Origin of the sequence: Cylindrospermum stagnale PCC 7417, assembly GCF_000317535.1 — a bacterium.
Taxonomy (GTDB): domain Bacteria; phylum Cyanobacteriota; class Cyanobacteriia; order Cyanobacteriales; family Nostocaceae; genus Cylindrospermum; species Cylindrospermum stagnale.
On the sequence record NC_019757.1, the window covers coordinates 1,893,092 to 1,913,165 of the forward strand.

Genomic DNA, 20,074 nt, shown 5'->3' on the forward strand with positions numbered 1-20,074 from the left:
GACAGTATCAACATCAATTTGTCTCAAAAGTAACACATTAATGGTAAAAAATATTGCAGCTTTATTCCTAAGCAGTCAACACAACCAAGCTATTAGCTCAATGAATAAGAATTATCAAAATTACTCATAGGAGACCAATCAATATCTCGAAAAACAACCATCAAATCAGCAGAGAGGGGTTGTATAAATGAGTAAAATTCTTGAATAAATTCAATAGCTTTAGCTGCTAGTTGCAAGTCATTCAGGTCTTCCAGGGGATTATTTACAAGTCTAATCTGTTCACCTGGAAAAGTATGTACAAAACAGTCAGTCATATTCCTATAACTAGTAAAGTTTACCGACTTTCTCAAATCCTTCTCCAAGCCAAGCTTAGGCTAAATCACCCCAATTAATTTCAATTAGCGGATGCCAGTAGTCAGTTCATTTATGACCATATCCAGAAGTTTTGACTGACCTCGAAACTTTTCAGCAACTAACAACAACTGTTGCCTCTGTTCTCGGTCAAGTGACCACGTTCGCAGTCCGTCGATCAAGACCTCTGCCAGTTCTCCATCTGCCTCTACTAACAAGCCAAGTAAAGGCTCGAACAATTGAGATGATGGAAAATTGGTTATTACCTGAATCAGCCTGACATGAGCTTCTTCGTCAAGTAATGGCAAATGCTGAAGACACTCTTGTATTTCTCCAGATTGGCTCAACTTATGAGCCAGTTCGATAACGACTTCGAGATAGTAGTCACCCCACCCATCAGGGCTAATCATGGGGTCAGTTACTATAGATAGCAGATCATCAAAAGTGGTCATATTGAATTCTTGTCTGGGGATTAAACTGGCAAAGTTTGACGCATACTAATATTTATTACAATGGGTAACCCCTCATCACTTGCAACTTGGGTTAATCTCACCATTAAAATATATCTAGTCTTCCACAACTAAACTCTATGCAATAATTAACTTTAATTCCTCCAGGTAAATTAACATCTAGTTCAATTAGAATATCTCCCACTTGTAACAAATTATTTTCTATATTCGTTACTTTTGCTAATATTTCATATCCCAGACTATTATTTTTGCGTTTGATGTAGGGTGTTTCTTGTGTGGTATTCAGCACAGTATATCCAGTATTAAAAGCAAGAAATGGCTCTTCTATAATATCACCTGGAGATTTATTACAAGGCTGACAGAAAGCAGCACATTCATAAACGCCATCAGTTATATGTAATAAAGCCTCTTCTGCATCTTCTGATAGAATTTCAATTGTTTTAACTAGTACATTCTTCATTGATTCTACCCTAAAATTGGAGCTTTTTTAGCTACTTCTTTTACGGTCTTAATATGAAAAGTAGTAATAATGTTTGGATTATTTCTTTTGATTCAAACAAAAGCTACTTTTACTTTACCTTTTCCAGCAACGCTCTTAACATATCCACATAACTTATTTGGTAGCTGATGAGTTATGGAAGTATATACTCTTTCATATCTTCTTTAGAAGCTGGTACTAAAATTGACAAACGCAGATTATCTTCAGCTACATTTTGCTCATTTAGATACTGTTCCCAACCACACTCAGGACAAGATAAAACTATTTCATTAATATTTGTATCTTTCCAATATTGAAGATAGCCTTCATTGCAAATTGGGCAACGTTCCCATTTAGTAAATAAGGCAAACTCACGCACGATTATCTCTAGCCGCTCAATAATATCTTTTATATCTTTAGGAGGGTATATATCAGAATTTATCTGCGATTTTAGGTATGCTCCTGCTGTCAGTTTAACCATAGGGAACTGGGAAGTTTTATCCTCTAATAATAACGATAAAGCCGCACATTCACTATTTAAATTTTGTAATAAAATTTGATGATGACAGATCCAGTTTTTTAAACTAGCCAGTAATTCATCAAAGTTATTTTCAGGAATAGGAGATATTAACTCTCTTAACTGCGGCCATATTTTTCTAACTATTGGGTGCTGTTTTTGACTCATAATATTACTCTAATTTGGTGGAACTGGATATGTAGTGATTAAGTCGCCAGCACGATGTGTAAGTATTTTAATATATAGTGTTATTTCTAACCACCAGCGAACTGAGTAATAAAAAATTACCTATTTACTGATGAGTGATTACGCTTTCAGTTACCACCATTTTGGAAATTCACTATATTCCCTTTTAATCAAAGACAGTATCTCAAAATCTATTTGACAAGAAAAGTTAATTTTAGTTAGACCCTCTCCAACATTTAGTTCCTTACAAGAAAAGTTGAAATGTAATTGATTATGAACATTAGATATTTTTAATTCCAAGCATTCACTCATATCTACTAAGATTGCTTCTACCTCAATCTTAGCTTCCAGTTGTGATAAAATCCTAACAAATTCATCCCATTGAGAACAATCAAACCAAATATCTGTAGCTTGATAAGTAAAAAAACCAGTAGGGTGTTCTATATGACATTTGACAAGCATTCTGAGGGAAGGTAGATAATCATCTACCTCTACCACTTCCATAGTGATACTGATCGGTTGACTAATATTAATATCTGGCATAAACTTTCACTTATTTAATCGGTAAAGCGTGAATCAGTGCTGGTAGCTTATCAGCTTGTCTTGGAGAAGAAAATTTTAGTTCCCAACCACTTTTCAGCATTTCCATTGTGGAAGTAATGGCTCTATATTACTCATAGGAGACCAATCAATATCTCGGAAAACAACCATTAAATCAGCGGAGAGGGGTTGTATAAATGAGTAAAATTCTTGAATAAATTCAACAGCTAAAGCTGCCAGTTGCAAGTCATCCAGGTCTTCCAGAGGATTATTTACAAGTCTAATCTGTTCACCTGGAAAAGTATGTACAAAACCGTCTACCATAAAGATTCACCTGATTTAGATATTTCGGGTGATCCGAATTGAGAATTTTCCATCCAAATATTCAATAATAGTAGAAATACATGTATTATGCCGACCACCAGTCTGAGTGCGGACACGATAGTAAGAGGTCAGAAAATTTTTCATAGGTGTTTCATACCAACACCATTCCTTCATATATAACCCTAATTTTTGATCTTCAAGGTAACTCAGCTGCTTTTCCCGTTATTTGTACCAAATTACTGGTATACAATTATCCTCATCTTCAAACAAACAGTTGTATACAGTGCAGCATTGAGCCAAATCTAATTTTACGTTTGGAACGACTTGAGCCAGATAGGTTCGGTTTATCGGCTCAAATCCATTTCGTTGAGCAAATTGATCCACCTTTTGCATAAATTCCACTTGTAGGGGAATTTCTGGCTGAATCAACTGCTCAATTACCTGTCCGTTGCTATCCAATTGCCGACGAAATACTCCTGCTAAGTAATACGAGGTGATAACTGACATTTTCAACAGAACACTATACTTCTGCCCACCCACACTGCGGATAAAAGTTTGCTCTTGCTCTAGTGAACCTGGCTTGTCCAACGTACCAGGGTGCAACAGAATCTCATATGTATGGGATTTGCTATAGTTGAAGTCATCAGTCCAGTTGAAAACTGGGTAGCCTTTAAACTCAGACTCTAGCTGCTTATCCCACAGTTGTGGATCGGCTGTTGGCGAAACAACCTTGTTGCTGTTTTTGTGAATTTCTTCAATTACCGTTTCCAGATTCATATCAATCTCCTATCGATTTGTCGGTACTCCATGAATGTTACCTTGTCCATCTATGTGTACCTTAATCCAGGTTTCGCCATTCTGATCAATTACCTTACCTATAGCGGAATATCTGGCTTGGGACTGACCTAGGACTGGAGTACCTTTTAGCCAATTTTCTCCATTTTGAACTCTATTGTATTTAGCTAATATCTATTAATAGATCGCTTTCTTGAAAAAGAATTAAATCATCATTTAATTTATACAAAAAATTAATTTCGCCATCTTCTCCTTGTATATGAAAATAACCACTTACTTGACATTTTAAATTAGCAATTTCTTGTAAAGTTAATTCAAGTAATTTAATCCCTTCCTCGGTTACGTCAGCACCATAAAAAATATATCTTGACCAGTTAATTGGTGTTTCGCTCCAACACCAACCATTCATATATAACCCTAATTTTTGCTCATTAATATAACTTTCCTGGAGTGATTTAATTTTTTCTACAACTTTGACAAACCTATCAGGTGTTATTTCTAACCACCCTCGAATTGAGTAATAATAAGACATTTTTTAATACCTCATAATCCAACTTTAACAATTCCACGTTTATTTTCAATATACTCACGAATCAGAGGATGCGGTTCTTCTTTGAACCAAAATTCTGCTCTCTTTCCTCGCTCATCAGCTAGCCTTATAGTTTCTTTGATTTGAGTTCTAGTTTTCTTATTTAAAAAATTTTTAGGGTTGCTTGTATTAATATTTTTAGCTTGAATTAAAGCCTCATCTGTGACACTATCTATTTCTCTTCCTTCTATTATCGCTGACTTGCCACCTGTTTTCTTTTGAACAGCTTCTTCCCAGTCTTTACCTGCTTTACCAATTTCTTCACCAGATCTCTTCTTAGGTACTAGATTATTTTTTCTAACATCTTGTAATTGTTTTTCAACTTGTATAATTTCATCAACAACTCCTTCTGGATCAGTTACTGCTTTTTTTTGAAGCCCACTTAATTGTTCAGCCAACTTACTATTTTTAGGATCGGCTAATTCTTTAGCAAATTGTTTGGCAAGTTCTTCACAAGTTGAACAGCGAACTATTTTACCATTGGCCAGAACTTTTAAGGTATGACCATTTCGGGTAACTCGTTTGGCAATGACTCCCTCTGATAGCATTTTGATACCATCAGCGCCATATTTTTTAATTACATTGTTACGATGTTTACTAAGCCATTTAGCAGTATTAGCATTTTTCAAACCCTTTTTTACTGCTGCTGGTATTTTGATTGTTTTTGCTTTCTCCGCTAACTTAGCTACACCTGGAATCTTTTTGACTACTTCAATGGCTTTAGTGGACATCTTCCCTACCCATTTTGCCCCAGTTGCTCCACCAGCAGTCAGAACAGCTAAAGCAATCTCAGCAGCAGCATAGCCTAATACCTTGCCGCGAAACTGCCATTTTTGAAATATAGCTGGATTATTCCACTGTTTTTCAAAATCTCCCAGCCAAGCTTGAGCTAAATCACCCCAATTAATTTGAGTAATCTGCTTCCACAGATTTTGTCCATCGTTGAGAATGTTACCTGTAAATAAACTTTTGAGTATATCCCAGACCATCACTGCTAGGTCTTTGATACCTACCAAGTTACTCCAAATAGATTCCAAAGCCCCTTGTAATAGTCCAGCGACTAAAGCTGCTCCTCCTACAGCAAAATTCCCCACAGTTTTAGCAACGTTCCCAGCCACTGCTAAAGCATCACGCACAGGGGAACCAGTGGATATTTTACCGACAAAGCTATTAGCAAATTCAGCACTGGGAATCCAAATGTAAACCCCGGCTGTTGCTTGAGTGTTTTGCCAAGAACTATTAGGTGGACGGTGAATACCACCACCAAGGCGATTAATTTCTTCTAAAACGTTGACATAAAACCGCAAGTCTCTATCACGTTGAACAAACTGTTTATAATAGCGTTCAGCAATGGCAATAGCATTCTCCCCAGACTTAATTTTATAGAGTTGTGCCCCTGGTTCAGGTAAGCGGGTATTGACTTTTGTCGCTTCAACATAGCCGTATTCTCCAGAGGACAAAGCGATGTGATACCAACCACTAGATAATTGTTTATCAATGAAGAGTTTAGTACCGATTGGTATCTTGCGTATGATACTGGAACCATGACCCTTTGAGGGTTGATTATATAGCTCTAAACCTGCTTCATAAAATGCTACACCGCTTTTACTAACGTTTGTACCTTGAGGTCGTGGATCTGTTGGTTGCTTCTGAATTAATGGGTTATTTGTCTGTGACTGCACCAGTTGAACTGCATTTAAAACCTCAGTTTTACCAGACTCTAATTTATTCTGTGGTTGATAATCTTGCTTGGAAATTTCTTTGGCTGGCAGATGGTTAACTGGTTTCTTTGTTAGTGAAAATTCATTCTTGTTGTTATTTAATACGGTTTTTGAAGTTTGCTCTTCAATTGTTTTAGCTTGAAGGGTATCAGTTGGTTTATTTAATAGTGATGGCTTAAATAGGTTTTGATTGAAACCAGATAATTCTTTTTTAGCCTGAATAGTTCCTGTGTGTTTTTTATCTTCTTGTTCTGCTTCACAGTCTGAGCAAGCACGTTGAATTGTTCCCCCATTGGCATCTTCATCACTATTATCTCCTGGCTCGCTCAGACGCTGGATTTCAACAGCTTCATTCGCTACTTCCTCAACTTTGTCGAATGGCTCTAATGTTGTATTTTGTTCTGGGGATAAATCTGGGTTTGTTTGAGGCTGGATAGCAACAGGATTTGGTGGGACTGCTTGTTGCTGATATACAGTCCCAGGCTCACCAAGGGTAAGCTTCATCTGAATTCTTGGTGTCCTAGCTGGGGACGGGCGGGGTGTAAGTTTTGAGAAATCTATAAAGCCACTTTTATACTGCTCTGTCTCTTCTCGTTGAGCTTCAGAATCAGGCGTTTGTTCTTGTTGGGGCGTTACTTCTTCGGTTTTGGGCTGAACGACAAAGCGACGCGGTGCAAACTGATTTGGCGCTGGTGTGTCTGAGGAGTTGGCAGAATTCTTGGAAGTTCTGTGTTGCTTGCTGTACATTTACTCAATCCTCGACGTTGAAGTTTTTACAAGTTATTGCCAGATATCACTTTTGATGATTTCCGCTTTTCACCCAACTTACTAGCACCAACAATCACAAGTTAGCTACAAGAGAAGCAAGTGCTTAGACTGATATTTCTCTGCTGCTGACTCACTCAGTTGTTGAATTTTCACAACTTTATAGAGAATATTTTTAGTCTTGTCGCTCAGTATATACTCTATGCTGTTTTTTTATATTTTTCTCTGAGTAAAAGAAATAAAGCTTGGTTTTTAAGTCAATAATCAATGTGATTTTTATAGAAAAAGCCACCCCAGAGGAGCAGCTTGTATGCAGACTAAGTTGGAATAACGGGTTGGCATCTAGGTTTTAATTACCGCGATCACCCTTAGTGCGATCGCTTTGCGCCATCGCGATCTAAATCATTAATCACTTTTTGCACATACCACTCCTCAGACATTCCCGGCTGAAAATCTCGCTGCTGTTGAATTAGTCTTTGGGCTGATTGATCATGCCTTCAGGAGTTAGAGTGCGGCGTTGACGTCTGGTAAACAGTAAAAGCGCGATCGCAGTTATGCCGATAACCCAGCCGTTGGATGATTCGGGTACACTCACCTTTAAAGGATTGTTGGGTTTGCTTAACTCCTCTTTGCCGTTTTCGACTTTGCGGTTAAAGCGATCGCTTTCTGCCTCTGCGCGTTTGAGTGCTGCCCTTTGTTCGTCGTTCACCAGCACAATCATCGAAGAATATGGGGTGACAATCTCCGATTTTTTGGCTATGTCGTGAATAGCATCCAAATTAGCCAACTGATTGAGGTTGATCTGTTTACTCAACCCCAGAATCAATTGCCGTGCCGCTAGTTGCTGAAAATCGTCGTTTTGGGTTGGTGAACCAGGGGAAGCCACCTGATACCAAGCGTAGCCATCCACAACATTCACCGCAGATTCCCCTAAAGCGGCTTTTGTGGCTATGCGTTGCAAAACTTCTGGAAGTTGCTGTGAAATTCCGCCACCGCTATCTTGCATCGCTTTGATCGTGGCATCATCATAAGCTGCTGGCAAATCTCCTAAATGTACCATCCACAAGGGCGCAGATATGGCGGGATAGGTGCCACCCTGTTTTTTTACCTTATTTTCAGCAGTTAATTCATAACTGCCTTGATCAGTTACTAGCAAAACGCCGTCATAGGATGTATCGCCGCGTAACTGATTAAACTGCTGTACCATCTCAACAGGTTGAATTGTGCCGTAAAAGGTGATTTTTTCGGCTTTAAACTGTCGGATATCGTCTAACCTTTGAGGTGCTACACCTTTGGCAGTGGTGATATAAACATCGGCATGATTATTATTAGCAAAGTCTGGTTTTTGTACCCATGCGAGGGTTGAAGATAATTCTTTGAGGTGGTTGCCCATACTCCGGGAACTGTCGATGACAATGGCAAATCGCTGGCCTTTGGGTAAGGAGTAATCGCTTTTGGCAAGTGGCTTTGCTGTGATGCTGTAGCGATCGCTAAAATTAACTTGATGCAATCGTGGTTCTGCTTGTGTACTAGCTGCTAAATATGGTTCTAACCAAGCATCTCCCGCTGGCGATACCACCTTACCCTGACGGAGGCGCTGGCTGTACTTAGTCCAGAAAATATTACGTTTTTCCCCTAAATTTGGCATCGCCCAGCCTTTATCCTGTCGCATGACTTTGTAAGTCAGCCACAAATGCATTTCTGTCGGGCGCTGTGGTGCTGCATTGTCAAAACTTGGTAACGATTTCGGGGGGATGGGAAATGCCCGCAGGCGATAATGTCTTGGCCCGACTTGTTCTAACAAAGCTGGATCTACAGGACGTGTACGCCTGACTTGTGAATTATAAACTTTCTGAGCTGCACCGCGAGGGGCGACAACAAAGGGGAAGCGCTTGCTGACGTCGCTGGTGTCACCCAGCCATAATCCGGAAATGACGGCGCTTTCTGGTAATGAGAACGAGTAAAATATTTCTTGAACTTCTGGTGTTTCGTTCTTGTACACCTCGTAAAGTTCGACATCAGCCCAATCACCATGTTCTGCAACTGTAACTTGTTGCGATCGCAACCAAACTTTTTTTTCGTTGATGTTCAGCAGTCCCGCTTTCACTTCTTGCTGGTTAAATGTAGATTGGACAGCATGGCTGACTGCACTGCGTTCGGCTTTTTGCAGCGGGGTATCAAAAAATTCGGCATACAGCTTTTGCGCTTTTTCGCTATCCTCACTAGAACCGTTGTACAACCAAGGCGACATCAGTTGATTGTATTGCGCTTGTAGAAACTGGCACAGCCACTCTGGTGAGTTAAAAACGCTACGATACATAGCGTGGATGTGGTCATTTTCTTTGATGCTGCTGAGGTAGCGATAATCGGACAAGTAAGCGTTAACTAAACCTTCTCGAATTACATTCGATTTTGCTAAAAGCGCTTGCCGGCTGCTATCGGTAGTTGCCGGGTTTTTTAGGAGAGAAAATGCCTGCACCTGTGGCTGTTGTTGCAAAGAAATGAAGATGATTATCCAGGCAAAGGCGATCGCAAATGAACCTGTAAGCGATCGCTTATGGCCATACTGGGAGGCAAACCTGACTAATATCCGTCGTGCAGAGTCAACATACAACCCGACAAACGCTAAAGGCATGAAAACAAATAATGTAGTGCTCAAACCCCAAAGGATCAATCCGGGAAATAACCAGAATAAATTTATAGTCAATGCCTGCAAAAGAATTGTCGCCCACTGGAATTTAAAAAATTCTTGCACAATCACCGCTGCCAAAGGCACTGCATAAAACAGCAGCACAGCGCCGACATACAAACCGATGAGCAGCATTAAGCTATGAATGAGCATTTGTAGCCATGCTGTGGCTTTTTGCCTGTCAGCGTAGCCGTGGATTAATTCTAGGAAAAACGCCCCGATGCACAAGCCAAGTGTAGCGATAATTTGAGTACTAGCCGGCGTCAGTTCCCGAATTACAAATAAACGCAGTAGACATATTAATAATAGTGGTGCTTCCACGCCATAAAATAGCCGGATCAGTTGCCGAGGCTTTTTGGCAAAATTTAAGCATCCAACTAAAGTACAAATGGTTGGTACTGCAACCAAAGCTGCCAGAGTCAAGGAAAACTCAATGGGGATATCACCCGCCAAGGTAGCCCGAACCAATGGTACACCGATTATAGGTAATAATCCTGTATAGGCAACTAGCAGAAAAACTACATTCCAAATTCCAAATATGGCGTAAAAAAGAATGTTTGGAAAAGCTTTCAAATCAAACCTCCAATCGAGCTTGAGTCTGTGGATATTGATTTATACACAATTTTTGAGGTAATTCCCGTCTCTACTCAACCATTGGGCAGAGAAAGCGTCTAGGTTTTATATTCCCGTTCGCAAAGCGTGGCGTAGGCAAAGAACCCCACTCCGACAAAGCAAGCGAGGAGAAGCTGTGAGGATATGTGAGTATATAATAAGTTAGGACTCACGCAAATAACCTCTCAAACAGTTATTCCTCTGTGTCCTCTGCGCGACGGACACTTTCCTCAACTCTTGGAACCCCCGCACAGAAGTGTCCTCCTCTGCGGTTCTTTTTCCGTTACTTTTGCGTAAGTCCTGTAAGCATTGAATAGGACTTGATACTACTTACCGCGATCGCGCTCTAAATCATAAATCACTTTTTGCAGATACCACTCCTCAGACATTCCCGGCTGAAAATCTCGCTGCTGCCGAATTAGTCTTTGGGCGATTTCCCAATGTCCCCCCACCATACTCAATAATCGTTGGCGTAGCGTGTTATACGTTGCTTTGGTTGACTCTGGACTAGATGACTGGATTTTATTCAGGCTAGTTAACACTTGTTGGTAATTGTCCCAGTCTTCTTGTAGACAAAATATACTTGCAGCCTTTTGAAAATCAGCGATCGCCTTTTGCAGTTCTTCTAAAAAAGTATAGGCAATGCCGCGATTGTAGTAAGCTTGGGCATCATCGGCATTAATCTGCAATGCTTGGGTGTAATCTTTCATCGCGCCGAGATAATCCCCCATTGCCCGAAACACGTTGCCTCTGGCAATATAAACTAAGGTATCGTCGGGTTGAATTTCGATTGCTTGATTGAAATCAGCGATCGCACCCAAATGATCACCTAACTGCGAACGCGCCTTTCCCCGGTTACGATAGACAATCGCATCGGTAAACTTTAACTGTAGTGCAGAGTTAAAATCGGCGATCGCTTCCCGATAGTTCCCCATCTTGCAACGCACCACCCCGCGACAGCAATAAGCTTGTGCATCTTGGGGATCAGCTTGCAATACCCAGTTTAAATCAGCGATCGCTTCCCGTGTATCACCTTTTTCAGCCTTGTCTAATAGTTGCGTGAAATAATCCCCTGTGCTTCTAATGGTTGCAACTGTGGCCGTTATTGGCGTTGGTGCTGGTTTCTCTGGTGGTTGTAGCTGTTTAATATTGTCTAGACAAAGGCGACAATTTTCCTTATCCTTTTCTTGGAGATATAATTCGGCGGCTTTTTTAAAATTAGCGATCGCATCTTGAATATATCCCTCTTTGCGCCGCACTACTCCCCGCAAACTATAAGCAGCAGCATAATTAAGATTCAGCTTAATCGCTTTCTCCACATCTTCCAGCGCCCCCGGTAGATTTTTCAGATCCACTCTTGCTAAAGCGCGATAATAATAAGCTTCTACATTTTGGGAATTCAGCTTTAAAGCTTCAGTATAATCAGAAACAGCTTGGAGAATTGCCCCTGACTCATAATAAGCCAAACCTCTTTGTAAATAAGCTGTGTCAAAGACAGGATTTTCCCTGATAGCCTGGTCAAATTCCGCGATCGCCCCGTCATAATCTTTTTGTTTAGCTTTTTCTAAGCCCCGATTGTAAAATTCGTCATTCATAGGATTTTTTAGTTGATGATTTCACGTACAAGCAGGTAGATGTGAGGATTCCCCGTGAATCTAACCTATCTCTCATAAAATCCCCCCTTTCTAAACGAGTAAAAGAGAGTCAAAAGCCCCCCTTTTTAAGGGGGGTTGGGGGGATCTTCGATAGATTCAAACGTTAACTGAACCGTATTGACCTATCTCTCATTTTCGGCGACACCAAACCAACCCGCAACCATAAATTTGTCCAAATAAAATGAAAATTAGAACAATCACCACAGGAATCTCGCTGAAATCTCCAAAAGAAACAGAGAAAATTCAGCAAGCTGCTGAGTTTAATCAGCAAGCCAAGGCTTTATTTGAACAACAAGGATATGAGGTGCAAACAACCAGGATAACCACAAATACTTGGGAAGAATACCTACAAGGCTTATCAAACAGCGAAGTTATTAGAGAAATTCAAACAATAGAAAAACTTTGCCAAACTTTAAATATAGGATTTTTCAATATTGGTTACGCCAGCCAACCGGAAACCATCGCAATCATTCCTGATATCAACAAAAACACATCGTTTATTTACTGTTCTGCCAAAATTGGTGATCAACAAACAGGCATCAACTTTGAAAATGCTTGGGAATCAGCCAAAGTGATTAAACGCATTTCTCAAGAAAGTGAAAATGGCTTTGGTAATTTTCGCTTTTGTGCCTGGACAAACTGCCAACCAGGAATTCCCTTTTTTCCGACATCATACCATCAAGGTAATACCTCTTTTGCTATTGGTTTAGAATGTTGTGACTGGGTAATGCAAGCATTTTCTCACGCTGATAATATCCAAACAGCAGAGAAAAATCTGCAATTAATCTTAGAAAGAGAATTAACTATAATTGCTGAAATTGCTGAAAAAATAGCTAAAAGATTTGCTTTAGACTATAACGGTATTGACACATCCCTAGCGCCATCTTTGGATAAAGATAATAGTATTGCTTTTGCTTATGAAAAACTGATAAAGGGAAAATTTGGACATCCCGGAACACTGGCTATTTCTGGAATGCTGACTCGTGTGATTAAAAATGTATCAGTAAAGATTTGTGGTTACTCTGGTTTAATGCTGCCAGTTTGTGAAGATATTGGTTTAGCAGTAAGAGCTAATGAGCAAACTTATGATATTACTAATTTATTATTATATTCGGCGGTTTGTGGTTGTGGACTAGATACGGTTCCCATACCAGGAGATATTACCATTGACAAAATTGCCGCGATCTTAATTGACATAGCAACTTTAGCCGTTAAGCTAAATAAACCACTATCAGCCAGATTATTTCCGATCCCAGGTAAAAAAGCTGGGGAATTAACTGTATTCAACTCCCCATATCTTGTAAATTGCCAAATATTTGCAGTTGACTGAAGCCACAGATCCCCGACTTCTTTGAGAAGTCGGGGATCTTATATCACTAATAAATTATTACTCTGAAAGTAAACTAGGAGAACTCAAAACAAATACATCCCTAATTCCCTGTGCATCAGTCTGCGGTTTAATGGGAGTGGTAAAGTGGAAAAATTCGTGGTCGTTGACCAAAAGTAGTTCTCCTGGATGCAGGATTTTGTTAAAAACTGGCTTTTCTTTTTTGGCAGAGTATAAGTGTGTTTCTCCACCTTGAATATTATCTCTATCAACCGAGAAGATACCGATGAAATCAGTACCATCTTGATGGATACCTTCAGGTGCAGGATTTCCTAAATTAGTTGGTGAACAGGTAGTTCTGATTTGGTGAACTCCGATTTCGGCTTCAGGGTGAAGTTTGCAAGAATCACTAAATGCCAAAACAAGATGTTTAAAAATATCCAGTTCTATGAGTGCATTATCTAATTCGGCAAACTCTCGTTTTATGTCACCCACTATTGGATTATATTCTTTGCTTTGTAAAAGATAGCCATGAGGTAATTTAATCAAGTTATCCCCAGACACCATGAACCGAGATAATCGTCTAAAGCGATATTTACCTTTGATATAATTATCAAGGGGCAAATCGTTAAAAAACGGCTTAAAACCTGCGGGATTGATGGAATTTACCTTTCTTAAGCTGAAAAGAAAAGCATATTCTAATTCTGTTGCAACTGATACTTTTTGCATAGAATTTACCCCTTAGAATTTTGAAATTCTCCCCAATTTTTCTTGAGGGGAGGCTTATAAAAGCTAATATAAGCTATTTTTATAAAAATGTCGCCTATTTAATTGCAAAAGTTACCAAACTATGATATGTGAATATCCTCAAAATTCGAGATGATAGTGCGATAGGAGATGACTCGGCTATCGGTTGGCTCGTTTAGCTCGCTTTTGTTGATACATCTGGATATCGGCTAGGGTGATCAAATCATCTAGTGAAATCGGCTGGTTGGGGTCATAAGACTGAATACCAATGCTCATCGATATATGAAACGGCGGCTGTTGAGTCTGGTTAAATTGGTCGATAGCAGCTTGCAGTCGCTCCTGTATTGCCTCGGAATTGGGGTCATTACCCTGCATCAGTACCACAAATTCATCACCCCCCAGTCGGGCTATAGTGTCAGAATTACGGAAAGTTTCCTTGAGCAAGTTTGCAGCAGCAACAATGGCTGCGTCTCCGATTTCGTGTCCTAGGGTGTCGTTGATGGTTTTGAGTCCATCGAGGTCGATAAACAGCAGATTGATAGGGGTATGAGAGCGATAGGATAACTTTAGCTGCTGTTCAGCTAATAAGAAAAAGCCGCGCCGGTTGTGCAGTCCGGTTAGGTCGTCGGTGAGGGAAAGACGACGGACTTCGGCTTCGGCGGCTTCGCGTTCGTAAATTTCTTGTTGTAGGTGGATGTTAGCGGCATTTAAGGAGGCGGTGCGATCGCTAACTCTCTGCTCTAATTCAGAATACACCTGCACATTCTCCATCGCTACCGCTGTGGTATCAGCCAGTGCTTGCAACAGCTTCACTTCTTCCATTGTCGGTTGATGGTGCTTTGCCCAGTAAGTGCCGATAGCGCCAATTGGGTCTAGGGTGCGGATGGGCACCATCACCATGCTTTTAACGAATGTGGGTCTGTAGACAGCATAGGGAACCCGCTCATCAACGAATACATCATCAATGATTGCAGGCTGACGGTTGAGCATCGCCCAACCGCTGATGCAGATATCCATCGGAAATCGTTGATCTTTCCACAAAGGTGCGATCGCATTTTCATCGGCATAATAGCAATAACCATTGTCCCGCAGTACAAAACTAGCGCCATCTGACCCAGTTAATTCCCGCGCCACCACCCGGACAATTTCCATAATCCGTTCCAAACTGCGGGCTAAAGACAAATCTTGCAGCGCCAGCAACAAACGTTCCATTTCCTGTAGATAGTGTTGAATGCCAATATCTTGCGAATCCACTAGCAGCTTGCAATAAAGTGGTGAGTCGATTTTATTTGTCATGGCATCCCCCTAAAGCAATATATTTAATCTTCCCTTTAAAAACTGGGACTATGGAGCTACTTTAGGTAATGTAATAAATGGCATAATCTGCTTACTCTGACAATGATTGATTGGCTTTACCAATACCCAACCTTATATCCCGGTATTTTGCTCAAACGCTACAAGCGATTTTTTGCGGATATTCAACTTGATTCTGGCGAAGTTGTCACAGCACACTGTCCCAATACAGGGCCAATGACTGGCGTTTCCACCCTGGGGAGTGCGGTACAGCTTTCTAAAAGCGATAATCTTAACCGCAAATTGGCTTACACCTTAGAGTTGATTGAGGTAAAAGATAACGGGCCAACTTGGGTAGGAGTGAATACAGCTTTACCAAATCGGGTGGTGAAGCTAGCTTTGGCAAAATATCTGTTTCCAGAATTGGGGGAATATAGCCAAATTAAGGGCGAGGTGGTTTATGGGCAAGATAAAAAAAGTCGGGTAGATTTTTTCTTGACAGGAAGTGAAGAACAACGGCCGATTTATTTAGAGGTGAAAAACACAACTTGGTGTCAAGGAACTTTAGCTTTATTTCCCGATACAGAGACGACAAGGGGACAAAAGCATTTGCGGGAACTCATGGCACTTTTACCCCAAACTCGTGCGGTAATGCTTTATTTTATCAATCGGGGTGATTGTGAGGAGTTTGCCCCTGGTGACACCACAGATCCTGTATATGGTAAATTATTGCGGGATGCGATCGCACTTGGCTTAGAAGTCCTACCCTGCCGTTTTGATGTTTCCCCCGAAGGCATTCGTTACTTAGGTCTGGCAAAACTAAAAATTTGATCACCAACATCAAACCGATGATTTTCAAATGATTATTTTAGTAATGGGTGTTTCCGGTGCTGGTAAAACCACCATCAGCCAACTGCTAGCAGAATCATTAAACTGGGAATTTAGCGACGCTGATACATTCCACTCACCAGCGAATCTCGAAAAAATGCGGCGTGGTATCCCCCTCGATGATGCCGATAGAATGCCTTGGCTGCAAGATTTGCAAACAGCTATCCAACAGTGGTTAAAAGAAGATAAAAATGTTGTCCTAGCTTGTTCCTCACTCAAAGCTAGTTATCGGCAATTTCTCTTATTTGATAACCGCATCCAGCTAGTTTACCTCAAGGGTACTTTTGAAATCCTCCAAAAGCGCCTGCAAGAGCGGCAAAATCATTTCATGACCGCGAAACTTCTCCAAAGCCAGTTTGATGCCCTTGAGGAGCCAGTTAATGCTATTTGTGTGGAGATTTCCGAGCCACCAGAGGTGATTGTGAAAAACCTGAGAGCAGCGTTAGGGATTTAAGATTGCTATATATTATGTCGGCTTTGAAAATAAATCATGTTAGAGCCATTTCCTATAATTGAAGTTCCACCAGATGCCTCTCAGCATATTGAGGATTTGGGAACTAAAGAAAAATTTTGGTTCCGTCATCAGGATCTAGGGCATTGTCTATTCAAGAAAGCTAGACCAAACACAGGAGAAGATTGGGCAGAGAAAATTGCTGCTGAATTGTGCGAATTGCTTGGACTGCCTCATGCCTATCATGAACTAGCAACATTGAACGGCGACAATGGTACTATTTCGCCTTCTTTTTTATGTAAAAATGGGAGTCTGATCACTGGCAATGAAATTCTAGCTCGAAGATTACCTAGCTATCCACAAGATTTGAGAGACCATTCACAACATACAATTGATAATGTATTAAATGCTATTGGAGGCTCTGAAGTCAATTTACCCATCGGCTGGAAACCACCTGAGGGAATTAGTAATGCTGTAGATACATTTGTCGGCTACTTACTATTGGATGCATGGATAGGTAACACGGATAGACACCATGAAAACTGGGCATTTATCAGTGTCGAAGACAAGATTTATTTAGCGCCAACATACGATCACGGTTCCTGCCTTGGTAGGAATGAACCTGACTCAAAAAGGAAAGAAAGGCTAATTACTAAAGACGTGGGCTTTTCCGTCCATGCATATGTGGAAAAATGTTCTTCCAACTTGTATGCTAGGGTTAGAGACAAAAAAACGCTCAAAAATTTTGATGTGTTTTATCAAGTGCGACAGCGCTATCCAGATGCAGCAAGAGTATGGTTAGATAATCTAGCAAAGGTGTCAAGCAATGATACGTTAGAGCTTTTTGAGCGTATTCCATCTCATCGAATATCAAAAACTGCAACTGAATTTGCACAGAAGATATTGGAATTAAATCAAAATAGACTACTGAAGCTACGAGACACCCTACTATGAAAACACTTTTTTTAGCTTGGCAAGATCCCAAAAGTCGGTCTTGGTTACCCGTTGGTCGATTAACTTATGATGGGACACAATACCAGTTTGTGTATACTCAAGGAGCCACAGAAGCTCAAACTAAATTTGGTTTTCAATTATTGTATTCATTTCCAGAATTGAACAGAGTATATACATCTGTTGAACTTTTTCCCTTATTTTCTAATAGATTAATGCGACCCTCTCGCCCTGACTATAAAAATTATATTGAATGGCTAAATATTCCTGAACATGAGGATGAACCAATTACCATCCTTTCTCGTAGTGGTGGGCAAAAGGTAACTGATAATTATGAGGTTTTTCCCTGTCCAGAACCAGATGCAAATGGTTCATATAACATCCATTTTTTTGTACATGGACTGCGACACCTTCCTCCATCTGCAATTGAAAGAATTCATCAATTACAAACAAGCGAATTGTTGTATTTAGCTAACGAATTTCAAAATCCCTATGATACTCGTGCTTTGCTTTTATGTACGAAGGATCATCACATTGTTGGTTATTGTCCTCGGTATATCGTGGATGATATTTTTAAACTCAAGAACAAAAATCCAGAACTTGTAAAAGTACAAGTTGAACGCATCAACCCAGTACCAGCACCACTACAGCTACGTTTGTTGTGTAATATGACGGCAAAATGGGATGAGGAATTTCAGCCATTTTCAAGCTGGGAGTATCAGCCGATTTTAGCTGATATCCCAGTTGCTTGTACTACTACTTAAAGTTGATGAGAGGCGAGGGCGCAGAGACAAGAACGCAACAAGATACTAAAATTGGCTAGCACTCATCTTTTGTTACGGCATTGGAGTGGGTAACGCTGACCCCGCCATGTTGTCCAACCATCTGCCACTTTAGTCCGACTATTGTATTTTAGATACCAGTTATCTTGTTCTTTACCTAGATAACGAATACCTAATTCTTGTCTTTGTTTGTTGGCGAAACGTTTTTTTAGAGGAACCCACGCACCACCATTATCACTAAACCACCCAGCGATGCGGACACCGGAAGTGCTAGAGCAAGTATCACCATTACAAGTAGTTTGTGAGTCATCCACTACCTTCCACTGCATTTGGGCTGGCCTACCGTCAATATTACAATCCCATCTGCCAAAGAACCACTCGCTGGCAACAAGTCCAGCTTTAGCCTGAGGAGATGCAAGTACCAAACCAGCAGGAACAATTGCCAAGCCTAATAGCCATTTTGTGATGTTTTTCATTTGCATTAATTATAATTACAGCGATTTTCAGGTAAATAGACTCACAGGGTAGACTGTCCCCCTAGAACAGGTGTGGTTCAAATAAATGAAAACTACTATAAGTTATCCTTGAGAAATTCTATTTACTTTTATATTTGGGAATTCCTGTTTATGCAATTAAGCATGGGGATTTAATATTTATCCCCACACCTCACAAGTTAAAGTTGATGGGAGGCGAGAAAAGCTTCAACCTCAGCAGCGGTTGGTTGAGAAGCGATCGCACCTGGTTTAATTGTAGTCAGCGCCCCCACAGCACTAGCATAGGTTACAAGGCTTTTTGCCGTTTCTGGATCACTCAATTGGTGGATACCTTGCTGACTCAACTGGTGAATAAACCCAGCCAAAAAGCTATCCCCCGCACCGGTGGTATCAACAACAGAGATCGAAAATGCGCTTAATTTGCCTTCGTTTTCACCCAGACAATAGCTGCAACCATGTTCCCCATCAGTCACCAGCACCCCATCAACTGAATTTAGGCGATAAGTAATGGCTCCCGCATCAGCGGTATCAAAAAGCCATTGGGCCTCTTCTTTGGTAAGTTTAAGGAAATCGACTCGCTTTAATAATTCCTGAATTTTTGGCCGCGCTATGTCGGCATCTTGCCAAAATACAGGACGCCAGTTGACATCCAGGACAATTTTCAGGTCATATTGTTCAGCCAAATCTAGGGCGCGGTGAATCGCCTGCTCACTTTCAGGATAGGCTAATTCCAAAGTACCCAAAATCAGGAAATCTGCTTCTTCAAACAGCGATGGCGGTAATTGCTTGGCTTGCAGATGGGTATCGGCAAATTCGGTAGTATCATACTTGCCAAAGCCGGCAAAAGTGCGATCGCCATCCAGATCCCGCACCACATAAACCTGTCGCGTTGGTGCTGTGGCATGGCGTTGCACCCCTGTTGTATCTACACCTACCTCTTCTAATAGTTTGACCAGTGTATTTCCCGGTTCATCCTCACCAACAGAGCCGATAAAACCTGCTGGAGTTCCCAGTTTTACCAAAGCACAGGCTACGTTAGCTGGTGCTCCCCCAGGGTAGGGAGTCCAGGTTTTCACGTCTTCCAGATCTAGCCCCAATTGATCAGCTAAACAATCGAACAAAATTTCACCAAGGCACAAAACACGGGGATTGCTCATCTCATTTTAGATTTTCGATTTGGGATTAGGAACATCAGTATAAAATCTACAATACTCTTTACTAATCTGTCGCCTGTCATTTATAGAATAAAATAGAATTTTTTGCTACTGCTCAGGGATATATCTCTTCCTCAACTCAGATTTTTTATCTCCGTAGTCAAAATATTTTTTGAGTTAACTGTGATATTTGTTACTTTTTTTGCTAGGATTTGAATTACTGCCAAGCCCAAATCCAAAGAAAATATTGATAATCGAATTACTACTAACATTTAAAACCCTACCTTGAAAAGAA

At 40.6% G+C, this 20,074-nt stretch carries 20 protein-coding genes; 5 read left to right on the forward strand and 15 right to left on the reverse strand.

The window, feature by feature from the left end:
* Positions 1-92: 92 nt before the first annotated feature.
* From CYLST_RS07760 to CYLST_RS07815, 11 genes are all read right to left on the reverse strand, one after another.
* Complete coding sequence (locus CYLST_RS07760; protein ID WP_015207155.1) at positions 93-314, reverse strand: hypothetical protein; 222 nt, start codon at positions 312-314, stop codon at positions 93-95.
* A gap of 84 nt (positions 315-398) precedes the next feature.
* On the reverse strand, positions 399-803 hold the full coding sequence (locus tag CYLST_RS07765) for a hypothetical protein (protein WP_015207156.1): 405 nt from the start codon (positions 801-803) through the stop codon (positions 399-401).
* 103 nt (positions 804-906) lie between these two features.
* On the reverse strand, positions 907-1,281 hold the full coding sequence (locus CYLST_RS07770; protein WP_015207157.1) for a hypothetical protein: 375 nt from the start codon (positions 1,279-1,281) through the stop codon (positions 907-909).
* A gap of 172 nt (positions 1,282-1,453) precedes the next feature.
* Positions 1,454-1,984 (reverse strand): hypothetical protein, encoded by a 531-nt coding sequence (locus CYLST_RS07775; RefSeq protein WP_015207158.1) that lies wholly within the window; start codon positions 1,982-1,984, stop codon positions 1,454-1,456.
* 150 nt (positions 1,985-2,134) lie between these two features.
* Positions 2,135-2,545, reverse strand: coding sequence for a hypothetical protein (locus CYLST_RS32185; RefSeq protein WP_015207159.1), 411 nt, complete (start codon positions 2,543-2,545; stop codon positions 2,135-2,137).
* 93 nt (positions 2,546-2,638) lie between these two features.
* A complete protein-coding gene (locus tag CYLST_RS07785) occupies positions 2,639-2,866 on the reverse strand; it encodes a hypothetical protein (RefSeq protein ID WP_015207161.1) in 228 nt (75 codons plus the stop codon).
* 222 nt (positions 2,867-3,088) lie between these two features.
* Positions 3,089-3,643 (reverse strand): hypothetical protein, encoded by a 555-nt coding sequence (locus CYLST_RS07790; protein ID WP_015207163.1) that lies wholly within the window; start codon positions 3,641-3,643, stop codon positions 3,089-3,091.
* A 181-nt stretch (positions 3,644-3,824) separates the two neighbouring features.
* On the reverse strand, positions 3,825-4,193 hold the full coding sequence (locus CYLST_RS07795) for a hypothetical protein (RefSeq protein ID WP_015207164.1): 369 nt from the start codon (positions 4,191-4,193) through the stop codon (positions 3,825-3,827).
* Between the two features lie 11 nt (positions 4,194-4,204).
* Positions 4,205-6,718, reverse strand: coding sequence for a restriction endonuclease fold toxin (locus CYLST_RS35495; RefSeq protein ID WP_015207165.1), 2,514 nt, complete (start codon positions 6,716-6,718; stop codon positions 4,205-4,207).
* A 487-nt stretch (positions 6,719-7,205) separates the two neighbouring features.
* The gene (locus CYLST_RS07810; RefSeq protein ID WP_015207166.1) at positions 7,206-9,998 is read right to left on the reverse strand and encodes a TIGR02921 family PEP-CTERM protein; all 2,793 of its coding nucleotides are present in this window, start codon (positions 9,996-9,998) and stop codon (positions 7,206-7,208) included.
* A gap of 365 nt (positions 9,999-10,363) precedes the next feature.
* Positions 10,364-11,632, reverse strand: a complete 1,269-nt coding sequence (locus tag CYLST_RS07815) for a tetratricopeptide repeat protein (RefSeq protein ID WP_015207167.1) — start codon at positions 11,630-11,632, stop codon at positions 10,364-10,366.
* Between the two features lie 241 nt (positions 11,633-11,873).
* On the opposite strand from CYLST_RS07815, the gene CYLST_RS07820 reads away from it, so the two are divergent.
* A complete protein-coding gene (locus CYLST_RS07820; protein ID WP_015207168.1) occupies positions 11,874-13,022 on the forward strand; it encodes a DUF711 family protein in 1,149 nt (382 codons plus the stop codon).
* A gap of 57 nt (positions 13,023-13,079) precedes the next feature.
* On the opposite strand, the gene CYLST_RS07825 is transcribed toward CYLST_RS07820, so the two are convergent.
* The gene (locus CYLST_RS07825) at positions 13,080-13,748 is read right to left on the reverse strand and encodes a 2OG-Fe dioxygenase family protein (RefSeq protein WP_015207169.1); all 669 of its coding nucleotides are present in this window, start codon (positions 13,746-13,748) and stop codon (positions 13,080-13,082) included.
* A gap of 177 nt (positions 13,749-13,925) precedes the next feature.
* Entirely contained in the window at positions 13,926-15,062 is a 1,137-nt protein-coding gene (locus CYLST_RS07830; protein ID WP_015207170.1) for a sensor domain-containing diguanylate cyclase, read from the reverse strand.
* 102 nt (positions 15,063-15,164) lie between these two features.
* On the opposite strand from CYLST_RS07830, the gene sfsA reads away from it, so the two are divergent.
* Genes sfsA through CYLST_RS07850 form a run of 4 tightly spaced genes read left to right on the forward strand, consistent with a single transcriptional unit; the run spans position 15,165 to position 18,113 of the window.
* Positions 15,165-15,890 carry a DNA/RNA nuclease SfsA gene (sfsA, locus tag CYLST_RS07835; protein WP_015207171.1) on the forward strand — a complete coding sequence of 242 codons (726 nt, stop codon included), beginning with the start codon at positions 15,165-15,167 and terminating at the stop codon, positions 15,888-15,890.
* Between the two features lie 28 nt (positions 15,891-15,918).
* The gene (locus tag CYLST_RS07840) at positions 15,919-16,401 is read left to right on the forward strand and encodes a gluconokinase (protein ID WP_015207172.1); all 483 of its coding nucleotides are present in this window, start codon (positions 15,919-15,921) and stop codon (positions 16,399-16,401) included.
* 36 nt (positions 16,402-16,437) lie between these two features.
* On the forward strand, positions 16,438-17,352 hold the full coding sequence (locus CYLST_RS07845) for a HipA domain-containing protein (protein WP_015207173.1): 915 nt from the start codon (positions 16,438-16,440) through the stop codon (positions 17,350-17,352).
* Positions 17,349-18,113 carry an HIRAN domain-containing protein gene (locus CYLST_RS07850; protein ID WP_015207174.1) on the forward strand — a complete coding sequence of 255 codons (765 nt, stop codon included), beginning with the start codon at positions 17,349-17,351 and terminating at the stop codon, positions 18,111-18,113. Before CYLST_RS07845 ends, CYLST_RS07850 begins: the two co-directional genes overlap by 4 nt.
* A gap of 62 nt (positions 18,114-18,175) precedes the next feature.
* Here CYLST_RS07850 and CYLST_RS07855 read toward each other — a convergent pair whose 3' ends face one another.
* Positions 18,176-18,607 (reverse strand): DUF6006 family protein, encoded by a 432-nt coding sequence (locus CYLST_RS07855; protein WP_041233502.1) that lies wholly within the window; start codon positions 18,605-18,607, stop codon positions 18,176-18,178.
* A gap of 197 nt (positions 18,608-18,804) precedes the next feature.
* Entirely contained in the window at positions 18,805-19,782 is a 978-nt protein-coding gene (locus CYLST_RS07860; protein WP_015207176.1) for a carbohydrate kinase family protein, read from the reverse strand.
* Positions 19,783-20,074 lie beyond the last annotated feature (292 nt).